Annotated in this window: 17 protein-coding genes; 5 read left to right on the top strand and 12 right to left on the bottom strand. The window is 61.4% G+C overall.

Annotated elements, in window-relative coordinates; genetic code table 11:
* Positions 1-5 precede the first annotated feature (5 nt).
* The 3 genes from C2L64_RS07900 (at position 6) to C2L64_RS07890 (ending at position 5,036) form a co-directional block, all read left to right on the top strand.
* Positions 6-2,705 carry a CoA-binding protein gene (locus C2L64_RS07900; RefSeq protein WP_090837473.1) on the top strand — a complete coding sequence of 900 codons (2,700 nt, stop codon included), beginning with the start codon at positions 6-8 and terminating at the stop codon, positions 2,703-2,705.
* Positions 2,706-2,901: 196 nt separating this feature from the next.
* Positions 2,902-4,200 (top strand): MFS transporter, encoded by a 1,299-nt coding sequence (gene tcuC, locus C2L64_RS07895; RefSeq protein WP_090837469.1) that lies wholly within the window; start codon positions 2,902-2,904, stop codon positions 4,198-4,200.
* Positions 4,201-4,253: 53 nt separating this feature from the next.
* Positions 4,254-5,036 (top strand): substrate-binding domain-containing protein, encoded by a 783-nt coding sequence (locus tag C2L64_RS07890; protein ID WP_079499637.1) that lies wholly within the window; start codon positions 4,254-4,256, stop codon positions 5,034-5,036.
* A gap of 39 nt (positions 5,037-5,075) precedes the next feature.
* Here C2L64_RS07890 and dctA read toward each other — a convergent pair whose 3' ends face one another.
* The 6 genes from dctA to C2L64_RS07860 all read right to left on the bottom strand — a co-directional run bounded on the left by dctA (position 5,076) and on the right by C2L64_RS07860 (position 11,252).
* Positions 5,076-6,383, bottom strand: coding sequence for a C4-dicarboxylate transporter DctA (gene dctA / locus C2L64_RS07885; protein WP_090837466.1), 1,308 nt, complete (start codon positions 6,381-6,383; stop codon positions 5,076-5,078).
* A complete protein-coding gene (locus C2L64_RS07880) occupies positions 6,380-7,348 on the bottom strand; it encodes a LysR family transcriptional regulator (protein ID WP_090837463.1) in 969 nt (322 codons plus the stop codon). The genes dctA and C2L64_RS07880 overlap by 4 nt, the downstream gene beginning before the upstream one ends.
* Before the next feature lie 438 nt (positions 7,349-7,786).
* Positions 7,787-8,326 (bottom strand): cytochrome b, encoded by a 540-nt coding sequence (locus C2L64_RS07875; RefSeq protein WP_244144694.1) that lies wholly within the window; start codon positions 8,324-8,326, stop codon positions 7,787-7,789.
* 179 nt (positions 8,327-8,505) lie between these two features.
* Positions 8,506-8,856 (bottom strand): hypothetical protein, encoded by a 351-nt coding sequence (locus tag C2L64_RS07870; RefSeq protein WP_079499640.1) that lies wholly within the window; start codon positions 8,854-8,856, stop codon positions 8,506-8,508.
* A gap of 99 nt (positions 8,857-8,955) precedes the next feature.
* On the bottom strand, positions 8,956-9,723 hold the full coding sequence (locus tag C2L64_RS07865; RefSeq protein ID WP_244144695.1) for a fumarylacetoacetate hydrolase family protein: 768 nt from the start codon (positions 9,721-9,723) through the stop codon (positions 8,956-8,958).
* 245 nt (positions 9,724-9,968) lie between these two features.
* Positions 9,969-11,252 carry an MFS transporter gene (locus C2L64_RS07860; RefSeq protein ID WP_090838726.1) on the bottom strand — a complete coding sequence of 428 codons (1,284 nt, stop codon included), beginning with the start codon at positions 11,250-11,252 and terminating at the stop codon, positions 9,969-9,971.
* A gap of 762 nt (positions 11,253-12,014) precedes the next feature.
* On the opposite strand from C2L64_RS07860, the gene C2L64_RS07850 reads away from it, so the two are divergent.
* Positions 12,015-13,067: a LacI family DNA-binding transcriptional regulator gene (locus tag C2L64_RS07850; RefSeq protein ID WP_086910592.1), complete on the top strand. Its 1,053-nt coding sequence runs from the start codon at positions 12,015-12,017 to the stop codon at positions 13,065-13,067.
* A gap of 46 nt (positions 13,068-13,113) precedes the next feature.
* Here the strand turns inward: C2L64_RS07850 and C2L64_RS07845 are convergent, their stop codons facing one another.
* The 6 genes from C2L64_RS07845 to C2L64_RS07820 form a co-directional block, all read right to left on the bottom strand.
* Positions 13,114-14,061 carry an electron transfer flavoprotein subunit alpha/FixB family protein gene (locus tag C2L64_RS07845; protein ID WP_090838728.1) on the bottom strand — a complete coding sequence of 316 codons (948 nt, stop codon included), beginning with the start codon at positions 14,059-14,061 and terminating at the stop codon, positions 13,114-13,116.
* 25 nt (positions 14,062-14,086) lie between these two features.
* Entirely contained in the window at positions 14,087-14,836 is a 750-nt protein-coding gene (locus C2L64_RS07840; protein WP_079499643.1) for an electron transfer flavoprotein subunit beta/FixA family protein, read from the bottom strand.
* Between the two features lie 128 nt (positions 14,837-14,964).
* The gene (locus C2L64_RS07835; RefSeq protein WP_086910310.1) at positions 14,965-15,807 is read right to left on the bottom strand and encodes a 3-hydroxybutyryl-CoA dehydrogenase; all 843 of its coding nucleotides are present in this window, start codon (positions 15,805-15,807) and stop codon (positions 14,965-14,967) included.
* Positions 15,808-15,820: 13 nt separating this feature from the next.
* A complete protein-coding gene (locus C2L64_RS07830) occupies positions 15,821-17,485 on the bottom strand; it encodes an electron transfer flavoprotein-ubiquinone oxidoreductase (protein WP_103153683.1) in 1,665 nt (554 codons plus the stop codon).
* Positions 17,486-17,564: 79 nt separating this feature from the next.
* Positions 17,565-18,803: a CaiB/BaiF CoA transferase family protein gene (locus C2L64_RS07825; protein WP_090838732.1), complete on the bottom strand. Its 1,239-nt coding sequence runs from the start codon at positions 18,801-18,803 to the stop codon at positions 17,565-17,567.
* A 6-nt stretch (positions 18,804-18,809) separates the two neighbouring features.
* Positions 18,810-19,997: an acyl-CoA dehydrogenase gene (locus tag C2L64_RS07820; RefSeq protein WP_007577934.1), complete on the bottom strand. Its 1,188-nt coding sequence runs from the start codon at positions 19,995-19,997 to the stop codon at positions 18,810-18,812.
* A 127-nt stretch (positions 19,998-20,124) separates the two neighbouring features.
* On the opposite strand from C2L64_RS07820, the gene C2L64_RS07815 reads away from it, so the two are divergent.
* On the top strand, positions 20,125-21,036 hold the full coding sequence (locus C2L64_RS07815; protein WP_007742689.1) for a LysR family transcriptional regulator: 912 nt from the start codon (positions 20,125-20,127) through the stop codon (positions 21,034-21,036).
* The last annotated feature ends 7 nt before the right edge of the window (positions 21,037-21,043 follow it).

The following is a 21,043-nucleotide window of genomic DNA, read 5'->3' as shown; positions in this document are numbered from 1 at the left end:
CCGACATGTACAGGCAAGACAGCAGTCATTTCAAGTATTTCGTCGGCATCCAGTCGCTCGCGCAGATCGCCACGCGCGAGGACCGCGTGTGCGTGCTCAATATCCTCGGTGGTGAATCGTCGGATGTGACACCCGTAAGCCATGCGTTCTCCGGCGGGAATATCGTGTTCGGCACCGCGCCGGGCAAAGGCGGCCAGGTGCTCGCGACGCCCTCCGGCGACATCCCGGTCTACAACAACGTGCGCGAAGGCCTCGAAGCCGGGCACCGTTTCAATTGCGGCGTCGTGTACCTGCCGCCGTCGGCTGCGCGCGACGGTGTGGCCGAGTTGATCCGCGTGAATCCCGATCTGCGCAAGATCTTCATCATCACGGAGAAGATCGCCGTGCACGACGCTCGTGAGATCCGGGCGATGGGCCAGCAGGCGGGCATTGACATCTTCGGCGCGAACGGGCTGGGTGTCGCGGACTCGTGGCAGAGCGTGCGCATCGGCGGCGCGCTCGGCGGCGACGATCCCGCTGCGACATTGCGCCGGGGCTCGATCGCAATCTTTTCGAACTCAGGCGGCTTCAGCACCACCATCGCGCAGTATCTCCGGATGAGCGGCTGGGGTACGTCAACCGTCATTTCCAGCGGCAAGGATGTCTACATCCACTACGCCGCGCCGGAGTTCGCGTTCGCTCTCGCCAACGACGCGCGCAGCAAGGCTGCCGTGTTGTACTGCGAGCCGGGCGGCTACTACGAGGCCGACGCCACGTTCACCAAGCCGGTGGTCGCGTGCGTGGTGGGCCGCTGGAAGAGCCGCCTTACGCGCGCGGTCGGACATGCGGGCGCGATGGCGGGCGGCGCCGACGATGCGCTTGCCAAGGAGCGCTGGTTCATGGAGAAGTTCGGCGTCGAGCGGCTCTTTACACCGGACGATCCGTGCTGCTCGGCCAGGGGCGCGGTGGTGACGAACATCGCGCACATTCCCGCCGCGCTCACGGCAGTGATGCGCGCCAACGCGACGATGCCCGACTTCGAACCAGAGGGCAGCCTCGCGCTCAAACCGTGGTTCGGCTCGGACCAAGGGCTTGAACTGCCCGACGAACTCGCCCTTCCGGTGGTGGAAGCGGTCGCGCCCTACAACGAGCAGGTGGCGCGGGTGAACGGCCAGATCGGCGCGATCCCGCCGCGCCAGACGCTGAAGGACGCCTCGGGCGCCTCGCAGATGGACGCGAAAACGCAGGTGAGCAGCCTGCACGGCGCATCGATGCTAGAAGCGGCGACGCGTTCGCTCGAAGCGAACGTCTGCCTCGCGCTGTTGCACGAGTTCGGTGGAACAAACGACGAGAAGCTCATCAATGTGGCCGTCGGCGCAGCGGTGAACCTGCACGGCACGCCCGAACTGGCGGCGGCGCAGGCCGCACGCGAGGCGGGCAATGCGCCCAACGCGGTGCTCGCGGCGGCGGCGGCGATTGTCGGGCCGAATCGCCAGCGTGCGGCGCGCGAAGCTGCAAAGCTGATGATCGACCGCTTCGCGGCGGCGAAGCTCACGAACGCATTCGACGTGACGTTCGATGTCGAAGCCGTCGATACCACCGGCAGCGAAGCGCTCTTCTCTGAAGCAAGCGACCCGAAGGCTGAAGCTTTGCTCGCGGGTCTGGCTGCGCGCGGCGTGAGTTCGGCGTTGGTTCGTTGGCTGGCGTGCGGCCCTGGCCATCCGCGTGCGGACGCGGTACTCGCCGCGATCACGACGACCCTCGCCTGGGGCCCGCTCATGCGCAAACGCATCTCGCGTCTGACGGCGGAGAGCCTGCCGTGGTGGACGAAGCTTTTCGGCACGCTGATCGGCGCCTCGGCAGACGCGTCGCGTCACGGCCCCGACAGCTTCTGCGGCGTCGGCGCCGAAGCGTTGCTCGGCGAACGCACGCTGACCGAGATCGCCTTCGCGGCGCTTCTCAACCGCAGACCTACCGCGGACGACCTGTTTGCGTTCAAGACCCTCGTCGGCCTGCTGCTCACGAACGGACCCGGCGCAATCTCGGCGCAGGGCGCGAAGGGCGCGGTATCCGCCGACGGCCCCGAGAGCCCCGAGCGGGTGCAACTGAACAAGGCGCTGGCCGGCTTTCTCACGCACACCGGCTATACGCATGGAGGCAACGGCTACGAAGGCATCGCGTTCCTCAACGACGCGTTTCGCGACAGCGGCCTCGACGATCCTGCCGACCCGAAACACGGCGTGGACCTCGAAGCGCTCGCACTGCGATCCGCCGAGCGGTATGCGCAATACAAGGCGCGCCAGAAGCATGCGGGCAGCCTCGACATCGCCAAGCTTCCGGGCGTGAATCACCCGGTCTTCAAGGACAAGCCGGTGAACCACGATCCGCGCGAGGTGTTCATCGCCAATCTGTATGAAGGGCGCGGCGAATACAACGCGTTTCATGCGTACTACCGTGCGCTGGTGCAAGCGCTGTTCGACGCGGGCGTGTCTCGCAATGTCTATTGCGTCAACGTCGATGCGGTAATCGCCGCGCTGCTGCTGAAGATGCTATGGCAGCCGCTGCGGCGCGGGGAGTTCAGCGAGGCGGACCTCGAAACCGCCGCATTCACGATCTTCCTGTATCCGCGCATGCTCGGCTGCGCCGCGGAAATCGACGATCACCTCAATCGCGGACGCAACATGGACACGCGCACGGCCGCTTCGCAGTGCCGCTTCGTGGCCTGACCGAAAGGCCCCTGAGGGCCGCCGCCACGCGCTTCTGCAATGGAAGGCGTGGCGCCGCCACGGCATCGATTGATAACCAGTGAACATCAATCGTTCAGAACATTGCACTTATCGTTTTGCCGGTTCCGGGCGAACATTCCCGAAACGACAATCCGCCGGATCACCGCGCATTTACAGGATTTCAGGAGACACCTCGATGCACCCCTCGTCCTCTACCCTTTCGCCCGGACGTTCGAAGGCCGCTGCGGTATTCCGCGTGACGGCCGGGAATTTCCTGGAGCAGTTCGACTTCTTTCTGTTCGGCTTCTACGCTACGCAGATCGCCAACGTCTTCTTTCCCGCCGCGAGCGAATTCGCCTCGCTGATGATGACCTTCGCGGTCTTCGGCGCCGGCTTCCTGATGCGGCCGCTGGGCGCGATTGTGCTTGGCGCCTACATCGACGACGTCGGCCGCCGCAAGGGCCTCATCGTCACACTCTCCATCATGGCGAGCGGCACCATCCTGATCGCATTCGTGCCGGGCTATGCCACGATCGGCCTCCTGGCACCGGCGCTGGTGCTGATCGGGCGACTGCTGCAGGGCTTCTCCGCGGGCGCGGAGCTGGGCGGTGTGTCCGTGTATCTCGCCGAGATGGCCACGCCCGGCCGCAAGGGCTTCTTCACGAGCTGGCAGTCCGCGAGCCAGCAGGTGGCGATCGTCGTGGCCGCAGGCCTCGGCTTCGCGCTCAATCAATGGCTGGACGCGACGGCCATCGCGGCATGGGGATGGCGCGCGCCGTTCTTCGTCGGCTGCATGATCGTGCCGTTCATCTTCATGCTGCGCCGCAATCTCGAGGAAACGCAGGAGTTCAAGGCGCGCCAGCATCGCCCGACCATGAAGGAGGTGTTCCGCACGCTGGTCCAGAACTGGGCCGTCGTGGTCGCCGGCGTGATGCTGGTGGCGATGACCACCACGAGCTTCTACCTCATCACGATCTACGCGCCGACCTTCGGCAAGACGGTCCTGCACCTGAGCACCGCGGACAGCCTGCTCGTGACGCTGTGCGTCGGCGTGTCGAACTTCGTCTGGCTGCCGATTGGCGGGGCGCTCTCCGACAGGATCGGCCGCCGGCCGCTGCTGTTCACCATGACGGCGCTCGCCATCGCGACCGCTTACCCGGCACTGTCGCTGCTCGCTCACGCGCCGAGCTTTGTCAACATGCTGCTCGTGCTCTTGTGGCTCTCGTTCATGTATGGCATCTACAACGGCGCGATGGTCGTCGCGTTGACGGAAGTGATGCCAGTGGAAGTGCGCGTCGCGGGCTTCTCGCTGGCCTACAGTCTCGCGACGGCTGTGTTCGGCGGCTTCACCCCCGCGATCTCGACCGCCCTCATTCACATTACCGGCGACAAGGCCGCACCCGGCTACTGGATGAGCTTCGCCGCCGTCTGCGCCCTGTGCGCGACGTTCGCGCTCTATCGCCGCCGCGCAGTGACGTTGACGCCAGCGCACTGATGCGGCTCTCGTCCCGCATACTCCTGAACACGCAACCCGATACGCATTCATCCATGAAAAACCTGCTTCTGAAACTTTGCACCGTAGCGCTCGTGGCAATGTCGACCGCCGCAGCGAACGTGCAGGCCGCCGACCTGCACGTCATGAGCTCGGGCGGTTTCACCGCCGCGTATAAGTTGCTCGGCCCGAGATTCGCGTCCGCTACGGGCAATACGCTCGACACCGCGCTTGGGCCCTCGATGGGCAAATCACCCGAGGCGATTCCCAACCGCCTCGAGCGCGGCGAGCCCGCCGACGTCGTGATCATGGTCGGTTATGCGCTCGACGATCTGATCAAGGAAGGCAAGATCGTCCCCGGATCGCGGGTCGAACTGGCGGATTCGCGCATCGGCATGGTCGTGCGCGAAGGCGCCGCGAAGCCCGACATCGGCTCGGTCGAGGCGCTCAGGCAAGCCCTGCTCCACGCCAGGTCGATCGCCTACTCGGATAGCGCGAGCGGCGTCTATATCGAGCGTGAGCTCTTCAAGCGGCTCGGCATCGAGGATCAGGTCAAGCCGAAGGCGAAAATGATCCCGCGGATTCCGGTGGCGTCGGTGGTGGCAAACGGCGACTACGAAATCGGCTTCCAGCAGGTGAGCGAGTTGCTGCCCATCAAGGGCGCGACGTACGTCGGAAAGATTCCCGAGTCCCTGCAGTCCGTCACGCGTTTCGCTGCCGGCATCCCCATCGGCGCACAGCATCCGAAGGAGGCGAAAACTCTCCTCGACTATCTCGCTTCGCCCGAAGTGCAGCCCGAAGTGAAATCGACCGGGCTCGATTCCGTCACTATGCATTGATACGGCGAACCGGAATGCGTGCCATAAGCCGCCTGCCGGTCAGCCAGGCGTGTTCGTGGCGCGGGCGTCGATGTCGTCCGCGTCGCGCGGCGCTGGGCCGCGCAGCATCTGGAAAAGACGCACCCGGTCGCAAGCACCCTCCCATTGCGAAACGAAGATTACCGCGCAGGCATTGCTGATCACGCTTGTCAGGGCGCGCGCCTCGGACATGAACCGGTCGATCCCCACCAGCAGCGCCACCCCGGCGACGGGCAAATCCGGAATCACGGTCAACGTCGCGACGAGCGCGACGAGCCCGCTGCCGGACACGCCCGCCGCGCCCTTGGAAGTGAGCAGCATGACGGCGAGCATCGTCGCAATCTGCGGCCAGGTAAGTGGTACGTCGCACGCCTGCGCGATGAACACCGAAGCGAGCGTCAGATAGATCGCCGTGCCGTCAAGATTGAATGAGTAGCCTGCGGGCAGGACGAGGCCGACGATCCCCTTGTCGCAGCCAAGTGCCTCCAGCTTCACGATCAGTCGCGGCAGGACGGGTTCCGTCGAAGAGGTTGCGAGAACGATCGCGAGCTCCTCGCGCAGGTAGCGTAGCAATCGCCAGAGCGCGAAGCCGTGCAGCCGTGCGAGCGGCGCAAGGACCAGTGCGACGAACAGCAGGCACGCCAGATAGAACGACACCATCAGCATGCCGAGCGAGCTGACCGAGCCGATGCCGAAGCGGCCCACGGTGAATGCCATCGCGCCGAACGCGCCGACGGGAGCAAGCCGCATGATCATCGCGAGAATGCGAAAGAGAATGCTGGCGACCCCGTCGATGAGTTCGAGCACCGGCCGCCCCGCACGCGGGTTCGCGTTCAGCGCGAAGCCGAAGAGCAGAGAAAGCAGAAGCACTGGCAGCACTTCGCCCTTCACGAATGCGCCGACGAGCGTCTCGGGAATCATGCTCAACGCAAACTCCTCGACACCGCGCGGCTGCGAGCGTGCGGCAAATTGCGCGAGGAGGCTCGTGTCCAGATGATGCAGGTCGATGTGCATGCCTGCACCGGGGCGCAGCGCGTATGCGGTTGCAAGGCCGATCACGAGCGCGATGGCCGTCAGGAAATAGAAGAGTGCCAGTGCCTTGAGGATCGTGCGTCCGATCGTTGTGCCGCTTGCGAGCGACGTGATACCTGAGACGATAGTGCAGAAGACGATCGGCGCGATCATCATCCGCACCAGACCGACGAACGCGTCACTGAGTGGCTTGAGCGAAGCGCCGGCTTGTGGCCACACGTGGCCCAAACTCATGCCGAGCGCCATGCCCAGCAGGACCTGCACGTAAAGCAACCGAAGTGGCCTTGCCAACGTCACGATGCTGTCTTCCTTCTGGTCTTCTCTTTCGTGTTCACACCACTGCCCTTGACATCGCCGTTCACGACAACGCCGCGCTTCATTTCAATGATCGTCCGGTAAAACTCCTGCGCGGCCGGCGTTAGCGGCCGTCCGCGCCGCGTCACGATTCCCACGCGCCTTTTCACCACGGGATCGACCAGCGGCACACTCGTGAGGATGGGGTGATCGCGCCCGGGCATGGCCATCGAAGGCACCGCCGCGACGCCGAGCCCCGCTTCGACCAGCCCGAGCATGGTAGTGACGTGGCGCGTCTCGCAGACGCTCGGCACGCGCGGGGCCACGGCGGAGAGCGCCTGATCGAGCAGCAGGCGATTGCCGGAGGTCTTGTCGACGGACACATACTCGTGCTCGTAAAGCTCGTTCCAGGTCACACGCTTCTTGTGCGCGAGCGGATGGTCACGACGGCACGCAGCAACGAAGCGCTCCTGCAACAGGACCTTGAACTCGACCTCGGACTCCTGGCTGCCCATGAAGCTCACACCAAAATCGGCTTCGCCGCTGATGACGGCGCCAAGCACCTCGTTCGCGCTCGAGTCCAGCAGCTTGACCCTGATGCGCGGAAAGCGGCTGTGATAGCTCGCGACGACATTTGGCAGAAAATAGTAGGCCACCGACGGTACACAGGCGATCGTCACATGGCCCAGGCGGCTCGACGAGACATCCCGGATGCCAAGCAGCGCGACGTCGAGATCGTCGAGCAGTTGCTCCGCGCTCGGGGCGAACACGCGCCCGACGGTGGTGAGCGTGACGCTGCGCGTGGTGCGCTCGAAGAGGCGCACGCCAAGTGCCGCCTCGAGCTTGTCGATGCGGCGGCTCAAGGCCGGCTGAGAAATGTTGACCGCATCGGCGGCCTTGCGGAAGCTTCCCAGTTCCACAACGGCTCGAAACGCCTGCAAGTCGTTCAGGTCGAAGTTTACGCCCACGCCTATCTCCGCATTGTCGGTGTTGATATTTTGCGTGAATCCAGACGAGTTCGACCGACAATATTGCCCGTGCCGCGTTAGATTCCGTGAATGCCGCAGTTGAGGAGCGATGGGCTCACATCAAGGCTGATCATGTTCACTCGTCGAATGATGACCCCTACGCTACTCCGCAAAGTATAAGAAAGAGGTACTAGTACTGTATCCAGGACCAAGGGCAAATTGGATGCATTGCTCGCAAAAAAAAAAGAACCCGGCGATCGCCGGGCAAAAATTCGCGCTCTCGCGCGCGAATGGGACGGAAGTCAGTCTGGCTACAGGCTCGCTTTGTTGTATCGGCTACGCCACGCATGAATCTCTTGCCGAACCGGCAAGGATATCGCCATCTCTACACCGCTTCTGCTCGCCTGTTTCTCACACAAACCTTGCTGAAACCGTTATCTAGCCAGTGGACGATTGATGTTTCTGCTCACTGTTCTCTCTCCGACGACTGCACCAGGACGGCAGCATCGATTCGAGGGAATCGCTGCGGTCGACGAAGTAGTGCTTCAACGCCATGAATACATGCCCACAGACCAGGACAGCAATCGTGTATGCCAGGTAGATGTGCATCTGTTTGAAGATAGGTGCGAGCGCAGGCGTCTTGTCCATCAGCGGCGGCAAGAAGAAAAGGCCGGCAACCGGAATCTTGAATCCTGCCGCCGAACTCCAAAGCCACCCCGAAACTGGCAGCACAAGCATGCAGATATACAGGAGCAAGTGCCCAAAACGCGCTGCTGCGCGCTCTAGCGAGGGAACGCCGCACGACGCCTCCGGCGCGCCGTGAATGAGCCGCCAGGGAATCCGCGCTGCCAGCAGAAATAGCGTGATCGTCGCGATCGACTTGTGCAGCATGATGCTGTCGGCCTGGATTTTCTGCGGCAAGCTCAGTGTGCTGGAGTAATACCCCGCAATCCATGCACAGATGATCACTACGGCCATCGTCCAGTGGAGAACCTTCGCGATCGACGTGTATTGTCTCCTTTCCATTTCAACTCCTTGATGGTTTATTTCGCCGGGGCTAAGCGGAGCCTTTTGGCGGCGAGCGGACAGGCGCTTGCCTCAAGGTCCGCCGATGTAGGCATGTTGGATCTATTACGAAGTGATGCTGCCAGAGATGATCAGTTCGAAGATGCTGGCCCCGCGGGGATCGCTTTCTGAGGGGCGGACTTGCGCTCAGCATTAAGAAGGTTCTCGGGATACTGGTCAGGCGCTGCCTGCGGCCCATAACCGTTTCGCTCGAGGTTCTTCAGTTCGGCATTCCTGACTTGACGTGCCTGCTTTCTCTCAGCCTTTTGTTGCTCCTTGAGCGCCTGCTTCTGTGCCTTGCTATCGGCTCTGCTCGCCGACGCCGTCGCTGTATCCGGCTTCGACTGCGCTGGCGCACTCGCCATCTCCCCCTGTGCTTCCGCGACGAGCGGCACCGCCGATATCAGCAACGCCGCGACCCAATGTCGTGAACCTTTCCGCATGGTGATCTCCTCTATGAAATGTATGTTGTAGGTTTCAACAAACTACAGAGTTCCAGGCCTGGAAGGACACCAGACCTGTTTTACTCGGCTACGCGTTGATCAAGCGTTTGACTGCCCGATGCACATCACACGCTGGGAACCAAGACCTTCGATACCTGCTTCGACAACATCACCCGGACGTAAGTAACGCCCATAGTGGCTGCCAATGCCGGCCGGCGTGCCAGTGCATATCAGGTCGCCGGGCTCCAGCCGTGTCGAGTTCGAAAGACAGGCAATCTGCTCGCCAATGCTGAAGAGCATGTCGCTGACAAGGCCGTCCTGCATCAAGGACCCGTTCAGACGAAGCCATAACCGGAGTTGCGTCACGTCGACGACATTCCATGCGGGAACCATCCAGGGCCCGGCAGGGAGCCAGCCCGGACGTGATTTCGATTGCAGCCAGTCCGTCCCCATCGCTGGCGTATCCCGACGAAATACGCGATCGCGCAATGTGATGTCGTTGACGATGCAATAGCCCGCGATGCAATCGAGCGCATCTTCAACCCGGACATGCGCTGCGCGTTTACCGATCACGACACCGATCTCCACTTCCCAGTCGAGCGTCTCGATATCGCGCGAGATAGCCAGGGGATCGTGAGGTCCTGACACGCACGCTGCACCTTTGAGGCAGATGTATGGCGCGCCATTGCGACATCGCGCTTCAATGGAATTCAGCGCCGCTTCGCGGCGTGCGGCAGCGCCCGGACCGTCCGGTCCATCGTCGGCATCGAGAGCAGCTTGCAGAAGCTGGTCGCGGTAGTTGCCGATCGTGCAATAGACCTGCCTGGGCGCTACTGGGGAATGCACTCGAAAGTTCGAGAGCGGCACGCCAAGTTTTACGATCGCGTCGGTGGTCGCGGGGTCAGCGCAGATCTGCTTGAGCGAGGGTGCGTTTGCCTCCCACTCGCGCAAGAAGGTATCGATACACCCCGTCCCGCGCAAGCCAACATGCGCCCAATGGGCTAACGCGAGTGCATGCGTGCCGATCGACAACGCGGGAAACGGAATGCATTGAGCAATTGAAACATTGACAAGGACGGGAAGCATGGCAGTGGTCGTTTCGCTGGGGCGAATCATGCGTCACCGTTACGTGCGATGACGACTCCGATACTGTCCTGCGCAGGCTGCGTCTGTGCATTCCCGTCACGGCGCTTGCGCGGTGCCGTTTCGATGAGGAAGAACGCGACCACTGCACCTGCGGCCAGGCTGTAAAGCGCGAAATCAAGCGTACGTGCAAGACCAAAATGCTGCGCAATGAATCCTGCGATGACGGGGGCGACACCGCCGCCAAACGTCTCGCCCACGCCCGACACGAATCCGATCGTCGACGCGATGAGTCCGACGGGAGCAGCTTCCGTCGCGACGGGACCGCTGAGCAGACTCAACAGACCCATCGAGAACATTGCGACACCAAACAGCAAAACGAACAGCAAGACGGGATTGGGACCCGTGCACGAGAACAGATACAAAAGAGCGGCCGCACAGACGAATCCGATCAAGGCCGTTGGCCGGCGACCGATGAAGTCCGACAAGCCGGCCAGCGCAAAGCACCCAATGAATCCGCCAAATCCCACTGCCGAGGCGACGAATCCCATGCTTCGCATGTCGAGATGGACGACAGAAACCAGGTACGTCGGGACCATCGCGCCTATGACGAAGATCCCGCTCATCGCGCACAGAATTGCGATCGTCGCGACGGTGACGTTCCGGTTGGCAAAGAGCGCAGTCCAGCGCGGCCGTTCGACAGGTTCGTGCGACATGCGTACCGTCGACGTAACCTGATCACGCACGTAGCGCCAGATAAGCGCTGCAACGATCAATCCGGGAACCGCCGACAGCGTGAACACCCAGTGCCAGTTCGGAACGACCTGAAGCAACTGTGTGGCGACGATAGGCGCAAAGCCGAGACCCATCAAAGGAATCATGCTGATCTGAATCCCCTGATTCAGTCCGCGACGCGCCGGCAGCGAAGCCTCACTGTTCGCTGCGATACTCGCTGGCGTAAATGCGCCTTCGGCAACGCCCATTGCCGCCCGCAATAGCAGCAGGCTGATAAAGCCCGTTGCCAATCCGGAAAGGCTGGACAGCAGCGAGAAAGCGATCATCGTCGTCACCAGGATCTTCTTTCGACCGATGCGGTCTGCAAGCGGACCCATCGCGATCGACCAAAGGCCCCACGCAACGCCCAGTATGCCCACGAGGCTGCCCAACTGCGAATAGTTCAGCCCGAGCTCGCGCATGATGTGTGGAAAAAGCGGAGCCAGCAGCCATCGATCGAAGCCCACCAGTCCAAACCCGATGCCGAGAAGCGCGAGTGTCCTGCGCTCGCGGCGGACGTCATGTCGAGGTGCATTCATTGTGGTGTCTCCATGTATTGCATTTGTTTAGTCGTGGTTCAGTGCTGCGTTGCCAGGGGCTACCGCACATGGCGCTAGCGGTTTGAAATCGCCAACGTTGCGCGTCTGATATCGGGTGGCGAGACACTCCATCTACCGTCGCCGTGCTGGAAGAAAAAGATCGTCACGGTGCTGCGCGAATTCGACGACACGACCCGGACACATCGGCTTCGTCCCAGCCTCTCAGGCCAGACGCGGCTGACTTCCAATGACGAAATAGCTGTTCGCCCGAACCACTTTTCGACATGAAACCGCAAGGACCCTTCTTCAAACATCGCGTCCATCTCCTCTTCACAAGCAGCCCAATCGATCACTTGCGTTCGACGGGCACCCGGTGCGAATCCACCTACGCCATCTCTGCTCAAGTAAAGAAAGCCAATGGCGACACGACTTCGACGATGGCCGCTGCCGGTGTTCACGTACTGCCTCGCTCTTACTGCGCTAACGTTAGCACGATGATAGTGTCGCTTTCTACGATCGTCAAATAAATATATCTATTCGGCAGGCGCTCACGTTAGCATTCAAGGGCAGAAATATTCGGTGGAAATTGACTGATCATTCCATTGATTCGGCCTTTGATTCAGCGCGACAGGATTGCCATGAGTTCCGGAAGGCCGAGCGAAGTCGCGTCGCAGTGTGCGGCCAGCAAAGCGAGGCGGGGGTTTGGTCGGTAGGACGCAAACGTTGTGCTATCGTTATAAAAAAGCCTTCCATGGACATCTTATGATCACGATCAAAGACATCGCTGCTCGCCTGCAGGTTTCGCCCTCGACGGTAGGACGGGCGCTCGCCGACGACCCACGAATCAGCGCAGCCACGAAACAGAAGGTGATTCAAGTGGCAGATGAAATGGGTTACGTGGCCAATCTGGCTGCGCGGATGATGCGCGGCGTCTCGAGCAACCTCGTCGGCTTTGTCCTGCCGGACATCAGGAACGGCTTCTACGCGACTATCGCCCATGCGCTGTCGAAGTGCCTGCAGGGAGCCGGATATCAGTTGGCGCTGTCGGAAACCGACGATGACCGGATGGTCGAATTACACAACGTACGTGAACTCGCCAGCGCGAACGTCGCGGGGATCATCATCGTGCCGACCGCAAAGCCCCACCGGGAAACGGTCCGGTTGCTCAAGCTATCGCCGCACGTGCAACTGCTGCGCAGACATCCTACGATCGGTGACCAATGGTTCGGCATCGACGATACGCAGGCGATCTTCGAGGCGACCAGTCATCTCGTGCAGCTAGGTCATCGCCGGATCGGCTACATCGGCGGCACCGACGAGCTGCCTACCGGTTCGGCACGGCTGAAGGGTTATCACAAGGCGCTCCCCGGCGGTGAATCCGTGGACCCCGCCCTCGTGCAACTTGGCGCGCCCAGCGAGGCCGACTTCGGCCGCAGCGCGACCCGGGAGCTGCTATCGCTGCCCAAGCGTCCGACGGCGATCGTCGCCGGTTCGGTCCAGATGACCCAGGGCATCCTGGAAGAACTGACGGCCCAAGGCGTGCGGGTTCCCGATGACCTGTCGGTCGTCGGGTTCGGCGACGAACTTGGGTTCCGGTGGTGGGGACCGGGACTCACCACGGTCGGGCTGCCCGTACACGACCTTGCCACTGCCTGCGGGCTCTGGTTTGTCCATCACATCCGCCAGAATTCGGCCAGCGCTTCCCCGTACACGTCGATCTCGCCCGCGACACTCATCTTGCGCGGCACTACACGTAAGCCTGGGCCCGTGGCGAAGACATCAACGCGCGCTTCGATGCGTGGAGCCACGGTTTGATGGGCCGTCATGCCCGGTGGTCGTGCTGGCAGATTCACTGATGCATCTAAGGATGAGCCTCAGTAAGCTGGTCGACGAGCTCGGGCACTAGTGTGAACAGATCGCCGACCAGACCGTAATCCGCGACGCTGAAGATCGGCGCTTCTTCGTCCTTGTTGATCGCGACGATCACCTTCGAGTCCTTCATGCCGGCGAGATGCTGGATCGCGCCGGAGATGCCGACCGCGATGTAAAGCTGTGGCGCAACGATCTTGCCGGTTTGACCGACCTGATAGTCGTTCGGCACGTAGCCAGCATCGACGGCTGCGCGCGATGCGCCCATGGCCGCGCCGAGTTTGTCGGCCAGCGGCTCCAGCACTTTCGTGTAGTTCTCGCCGCTGCCCAGACCACGACCGCCCGACACGATGACGTTCGCCGACGTCAGTTCCGGACGATCCAGCTTCGTCACTTCACGGCTCACGAACTGCGAGATGCCTGCGTCAGCCGCTGCGTCGATCTTCTCGATGGATGCGCTACCACCTTCTGCTGCGCCGGGATCGAAGCCTGTTGCACGCACTGTGATGACCTTGATCGGGTCTTCAGATTGAACCGTAGCGATTGCGTTACCTGCGTAGATCGGGCGCTCGAACGTATCGGCGCTGACCACAGCCGTAATCTCGCTGATCTGCGCGACGTCGAGCTTCGCCGCGATGCGCGGCGCGATGTTCTTGCCGTAAGCCGTAGCCGGCGCGAGGATGTGCGAGTAATCCTTCGCGATGTTCAGCACCGTTGCCTCGACGTTTTCCGCGAGGCCTGCTGCCAGTTGCGGCGCGTCAGCGAGCAGCACCTTCGCCACGCCCGCCACCTTCGCAGCGGCATCAGCCGCGCCTTGCGCGTTGTGGCCTGCAACCAGCACATGAACGTCGCTGCCAATCTTCTGCGCGGCAGCAACCGTATTGAGCGTCGCTGCCTTCAGCGCCGCGTTGTCGTGTTCAGCAATTACCAGAATCGTCATTTATTCGTCTCCGCGTGTCCGTCGATCAAAGCACTTTGGCTTCGGTCTTCAGCTTCTCGACCAGCGTCTTCACATCGGCCACCTTCACACCAGCCGAGCGCTTCGGCGGTTCGCTGACTTTCAGCGTCTTCAGACGCGGCGTCACATCGACGCCCAGGTCTTCGGGCTTCACGATTTCGAGCGGTTTCTTCTTCGCCTTCATGATGTTCGGCAGCGTCACGTAGCGCGGCTCGTTCAGGCGCAGATCGGTCGTGATGACTGCGGGCAATGTCAGCGACAACGTTTCCGCACCACCATCGACTTCACGCGACACCGTCGCCTTGCCATCCGCCACCACAACCTTCGATGCAAACGTCGCCTGCGGCAGATTGGCCAGCGCAGCGAGCATCTGGCCCGTCTGGTTGGAATCGTCGTCAATGGCCTGCTTGCCGAGAATCACCAGTTGAGGCTGTTCCTTGTCGACCAGCGCCTTGAGCAGCTTCGCCACAGCCAGCGGCTGCAGGTCTTCACCCGATTCGATCAGGATCGCGCGGTCCGCGCCGATCGCCAGCGCCGTGCGCAGCGTTTCCTGACATTGCGTCACGCCCGCCGACACGGCGATCACTTCCGTCGCCACGCCCGCTTCGCGCAGACGCACAGCTTCTTCGACGGCGATTTCGTCGAACGGATTCATCGACATCTTCACATTCGCAATGTCGACACCCGTGTTGTCCGACTTCACGCGGACCTTCACGTTGTAGTCAACTACTCTCTTGACAGGAACGATGATCTTCAAGATATCTCATCCTCAACATTAAACGATCGTCTCCGCCGAGATCTGCTCGACGTAATTCGATGTATCGAAAGGGAGCCCGCCGCCGGACACTCCACGTCTATTGGACCCGAGTTCGCATCGAGCAGTGGTTAGTAGGTGTGAAAACCCTGCCCGCTCTTTCGCCCGAGGTAACCCGCGTCCACCATTTCCTTGAGCAACGGCGCCGGGCGATACTTCGGCTCGTTGAAATCCCGGTACAGCACGTTCATGATCGCGAGCGTCGTATCGAGCCCGATAAGGTCCGCCAGCGCCAGCGGTCCGATCGGATGATTTGCGCCGAGCTTCATGCCCTCATCAATCTCTGCGGCGCCAGCAAGACCTTCCTGCAGGACGAACACTGCCTCATTGATCATCGGTATCAGGATGCGATTGACGACGAAGCCCGGTGAATTCTTCACGCAGATCGTGCTCTTCCCGATGCGCTTCGCAAGGGCAATAGTCGTATCGAACGTGGCATCGCTGGTCTGCAGCCCACGGATGACTTCGACCAGTGCCATTACGGGAACGGGATTAAAGAAGTGCATCCCGATGAAGCGACGCGGGTCAGCGAGCGTCGCACCGAGTCTCGTGACGGATACCGACGAAGTGTTGGTCGCGATGATCGCGCCTGGCTGGACGATGGCATCCAGCTTCCTCAGAAGCTCCTCCTTGACCTGAATGTTCTCGGTCGCGGCTTCGATCGCAAGATCGCATTCGACGAGTTCAGTCAGCACTGCGCATCCCTTGATCCGCTCCAACGCTCCCGTCGCTTCGTCCGAAGTCGCTTTTCCCTTCGACACCATCCGCCCAAGATTGGCCGAAATGCCTTCGATGCCGCGTTCCACCGCGCGCTCGTCGAGATCGTTGAGGATCACGTTGAGGCCGGCTGTTGCACAAACCAACGCGATGCCACTTCCCATCTGTCCGGCACCTACAATTCCGATCGTTTGCATATCTCCCCTTCAATCACATGTTCGGATAGTTCGGACCGCCGCCGCCTTCGGGCGTCACCCACACGATGTTCTGCGTCGGGTCCTTGATATCGCAGGTCTTGCAGTGGACGCAGTTTTGCGCGTTGATGACGAGGCGCTCGCTACCGTCGTCGTTCTTCACGAACTCGTAGACAGCTGCGGGGCAGTAACGGCTTTCCGGGCCTGCATAGGTTTGCAGGTTGACCTTCACCGGCACCGTTGGGTCTTTGAGTGTCAAATGCGCAGGCTGATTCTCTTCGTGATTCGTGTTCGAGATGAACACCGACGAGAGACGGTCGAACGTGAGCTTGCCATCCGGCTTCGGATACTCGATTGGCGTGCACTGCGATGCCGGTTTCAGCATCTCGTGATCCCAATGCTGGTGATGCAGCGTCCACGGCACGTTGCCGCCCAGCAGCTTCTGTTCGATGCCGACCATCAACGTGCCGAGATACAGGCCCTTGCTCATCCACTGCTTGAAGTTGCGTGCGCGATAGAGTTCGGTGTGCAGCCACGAAGTCTTGAACGACTCGGGATACGCACTGAGTTCGTCGTTGTGGCGGCCAGCCTGTACGGCATCGAACGCGGCGTCGGCGGCGAGCATGCCTGTCTTGATTGCAGCATGCGAACCCTTGATCCGCGACGCGTTCAGGAAGCCTGCGTCGTCACCAACCAGTGCACCGCCCGGGAAAGCGAGCTTCGGCAGCGACATCAGGCCGCCCGCCGTAATCGCCCGCGCGCCATACGACACGCGCTTGCCGCCTTCAAGGAATGCACGAATCGATGGGTGCGTCTTGTAGCGCTGGAACTCTTCGAACGGCGACAGATACGGATTCGAATAACCGAGGCCGACGACAAAGCCCACCATCACCTGGTTATTGTCGATGTGATAGAGGAACGAGCCGCCGTAAGTCCGCGTATCGAGCGGCCAGCCGGCCGTGTGGATCACCAGACCCGGCTTGTGCTTCGCCGGATCGATTTCCCACAGTTCCTTGATGCCGATGCCGTAGACCTGCGGATCGGCGCCGTCGCGCAGCTTGAATTTGTCCGACAGTTGCCGGCCGAGATGCCCACGCGCGCCTTCGCAGAACAGCGTGTACTTTGCGTGCAGTTCCATGCCGGGCTGGAAGTTTTCGGTCGGCTCGCCGTCCTTGCCGATGCCGAGATTGCCCGTCGCGACGCCTTTGACCGAGTCATCTTCGTTGTACAGCACTTCAGCGGCCGGAAAGCCCGGAAAAATCTCCACGCCCAGCGCTTCGGCCTGCTGGCCCAGCCAGCGCGTGACGTTCGCGAGACTGATCACATAGTTGCCGTGATTCTTGAAATTGTCCGGTAGCGCCCAGTTCGGCACCGATTTCGCGCCCGTTTGCGAGAGGAACAAAAAGCGGTCCTCAGTCACTTCAACGTTCAAAGGCGCGCCCTTGTCTTTCAAATCAGGAATCAGCTCACAAAGCGCACGCGGATCCATCACCGCGCCCGACAAAATATGCGCGCCGATCTCCGAACCTTTTTCAAGCACGCAAACGCCGATCTCAACGCCTTTCTCCACGGCGCGCTGCTTGAGCCTGATCGCAGCAGCAAGCCCCGCCGGGCCGCCGCCGACGATCACCACGTCGTATTCCATCGACTCGCGCGAGCCGCCAAGTTCGGGGGGATTCATTTCTCAAGGTTCCAGTCTGACTGCGCCGCTCCCGCTCACAGCGCGTTCGGCATCGGTTAGTTCTCCGATGCGCTGGTATCTACAGAAGCTTCGTGCGGCGCAGCTCATCGATATCGGCTGCGGCCATATCGAGCCAGTCTTGAAGGACCTCACCCGTGTGCTGCCCCAACGTCGGCGGGGACTGCCGGTATTGCACCGGCGACTCCGACATACGGATCGGATTTGCAACCAACGCCACGTGTTTCGCCAACGGGTGCGACATCTCGATGCGCACGTTGCGCGACTGCACCTGCGGATCTTCGAACACCTGGTCGAGATTGTTGATCGGACCACACGGCACGCCCGCGGCTTCCATCGCGGCTATCCAATCCCCAGTCGCACGGGATACCGTGATGCCGCAAATCATCGCAATCAGCTCGTTCCTGTTCTTCACGCGCCGCGGATTGCTGGCGAAGCGTTCGTCCTTGCCCCATTCCGGTTTGCCGAGCGCCGTGCAGAGACTGGTGAACTGACTGTCGTTGCCGACCGCGATGATCATGTGACCATCGGCCGTCGGAAAATCCTGGTACGGCACGATGTTCGGGTGCGCGTTGCCGATGCGGCGAGGCACCACGCCGCCCACGATGTAATTCGTCGCCTGGTTGGCAAGGCAGGCAATCTGCACGTCGAGCAAAGCGAGATCGATGTGCTGCCCTATGCCGGACCGTTCGCGACGCGCAAGCGCAGCAAGGATTGCCACCGTTGCATACAGTCCCGTCGTGATGTCCGTCAGCGCGACGCCCACCTTCAACGGGCCTTCCCCTTCCGTGCCATCCGCACGGCCTGTGAGGCTCATCAGCCCGCCCATGCCCTGGATCAGAAAGTCGTAACCGGCACGTGCGGCATAGGGTCCCGTCTGGCCAAATCCTGTTATCGAGCAGTAGACAAGGCGCGGATTCAGTTCCTTGAGGCTCGCGTAATCCAGACCATATTGGCTGAGTCCGCCGACCTTGAAGTTCTCGATCACCACGTCTGCCTTGCTGGCGAGTTCCTTCACGAGCCGTTGTCCATCCGGTTCACTCAGGTCGATCGTCACCGACCGCTTGTTGCGATTGGCGCAGAGATAGTAAGCGGACTCGCCAGTCGGCTCGCCGTCTTCATCGCTCAGCCAGGGCGGCCCCCAGGCACGCGTATCGTCGCCCGTGCCCGGTCGTTCGACCTTGACCACGTCAGCGCCGAGATCGGCCAGCAACTGGCTCGCCCATGGGCCGGCCAGCACGCGAGAAAGATCGAGTACGCGCAGCCCGTCGAGCGCCCCTTGATTCGGTATCCCGTTCATGGCGGATCAGAACGCTGCAATGCCGGTGATGGCGCGGCCGAGAATGAGCGCGTGGACGTCGTGCGTACCCTCGTATGTATTGACCACCTCCAGGTTCACCAGATGCCGTGCAACACCAAATTCGTCACTGATCCCGTTGCCGCCCAGCATGTCGCGCGCAACACGGGCGATATCGAGCGCTTTGCCACATGAGTTGCGTTTCATGATCGACGTGATCTCGACGGCGGCCGTGCCCTCATCCTTCATGCGACCAAGGCGCAAACACCCCTGTAGACCAAGCGTGATTTCCGTCTGCATGTCGGCCAGCTTCTTCTGGATCAACTGGTTCGCCGCGAGCGGCTTGCCGAACTGCTTGCGATCGAGAACGTACTGGCGCGCGCGATGCCAGCAGTCTTCAGCCGCGCCCAACGCGCCCCAGGCGATCCCATAGCGTGCACTGTTCAGGCAGGTGAACGGGCCCTTCAAACCACGGATGTCCGGGAACGCATTCTCTTCCGGGCAGAACACATCATCCATCACAATCTCACCGGTAATCGACGCACGCAAGCCGACCTTGCCGTGGATCGCAGGTGCCGAAAGTCCCTTCCATCCCTTCTCGAGCACAAATCCCCGGATCGCGCCTTCGTCGTCCTTGGCCCAGACGACGAACACATCGGCGATGGGACTGTTCGTGATCCACATCTTGCTGCCCGTCAGCAGATAGCCACCGTCGACCTTCTTTGCACGTGTGATCATGCTGCCTGGATCGGAACCGTGATTCGGCTCGGTCAAGCCGAAGCATCCGATCCATTCGCCTCTCGCCAGCCTGGGTAGATACTTCTGCCGGGTGGCTTCACTGCCGAACTCGTTGATGGGCACCATGACGAGCGACGACTGCACGCTCATCATCGAGCGGTAGCCGGAATCGACCCGCTCCACTTCGCGCGCGACGAGCCCATAGCAAACATAGTTGAGACCAGCGCCACCGTAGGTTTCGGGAATCGTCGCGCCCAGCAGTCCAAGCTCGCCCATCTCGCGGAAGATGTCGGCGTCCGTATGTTCACGACGAAAGGCATCGAGCACACGCGGTGCGAGCCGTTCCTGACAATACGCATGGGCCGATTCGCGCACAAGGCGCTCCTCCTCCGTCAGCTGCTGATCCAGCAGCAGTGGATCGTCCCACTTAAACGACGGCGATTTGTGCTGTACGCTCATTTCATACTCAAAATAAAATTGGCATGAAGTGAATTTACAGCCACTTTTCCAGGGTCTCAAACGATTTGTTCGCACTGACCTGTGCGAAAATCGCACACGTCAATCCACGACAATGCGAGTCACAAGCATGCGCAGAAAAATTCCTTCGACGGCAGCGCTATCTGCATTCGAGACGGCCGCTCGCCATCAGAGTTTCACCAAGGCGGCAGACGAACTGGCCGTGACACAAAGCGCGATATGCCGTCAGATCGGCTCGCTGGAGGAATTCCTGGGTGTGAAACTGTTTCGACGCGACCGGCGCGGAGTCAGCCTCACCGAGGCCGGAGTTGTCTATAGCCGCAAGGTTGCGTCGCGCCTGGATGACGTGGAGAGGGACACACTGGAGCTCATGGCCAAGGGCGGCCATGGCGGTTCGCTCGAACTGGCTGTCGTCCCGACGTTCGCGACAAAGTGGCTGTTACCCCGAATACCCGACTTCATCGGCGAGTATCCGGACGTTACCGTCAATCTCACGGTTCGCACGCGCCCGTTCCTGTTCGACGACACAGATTTCGACGCGGCGATTCACGCTGGAGCAGCGATATGGCCAGGAACGGAAGGCACCTTCCTGATGCGCGAAAGGCTGATCGCCGTATGCAGCCCAAAACTGCTTGCACCACGCACCAGGCTCGCAACGGCGGACTGGCGGCGTTACCCGCTCCTGCAACAGAGCACGCGTCCATATGCGTGGCGTGACTGGTTTGCTTCGCACAACATGCAGGTCGAAGGAGATATGTCGGGTCCGAGGTTCGAACTGTTTTCGATGCTCGCCGAAGCAGCGATTCACGGTATTGGGATCGCCCTCATCCCTCGCCTGCTTATCGAAGACGAACTGCAGCGCGGCGTGTTGATCCAGGCGGCGGCCCACGAGCATCTGAGCAATCAGGCCTACTACCTCATCTATCCCGAGCGCAAGGCCGACAACGCGGCGTTGAAGGTGTTTCGCGACTGGATCACCACTCAGGCAGAGCAGTACCGGAAACCAATGGGGCTTGAGTGACCGTGCT

This window comes from Paraburkholderia hospita, from assembly GCF_002902965.1.
In the GTDB taxonomy this organism is placed as follows: domain Bacteria; phylum Pseudomonadota; class Gammaproteobacteria; order Burkholderiales; family Burkholderiaceae; genus Paraburkholderia; species Paraburkholderia hospita.
The sequence above is the reverse complement of the archived record's forward strand: the minus strand, read 5'-3'. Positions and strand labels throughout refer to the sequence as shown.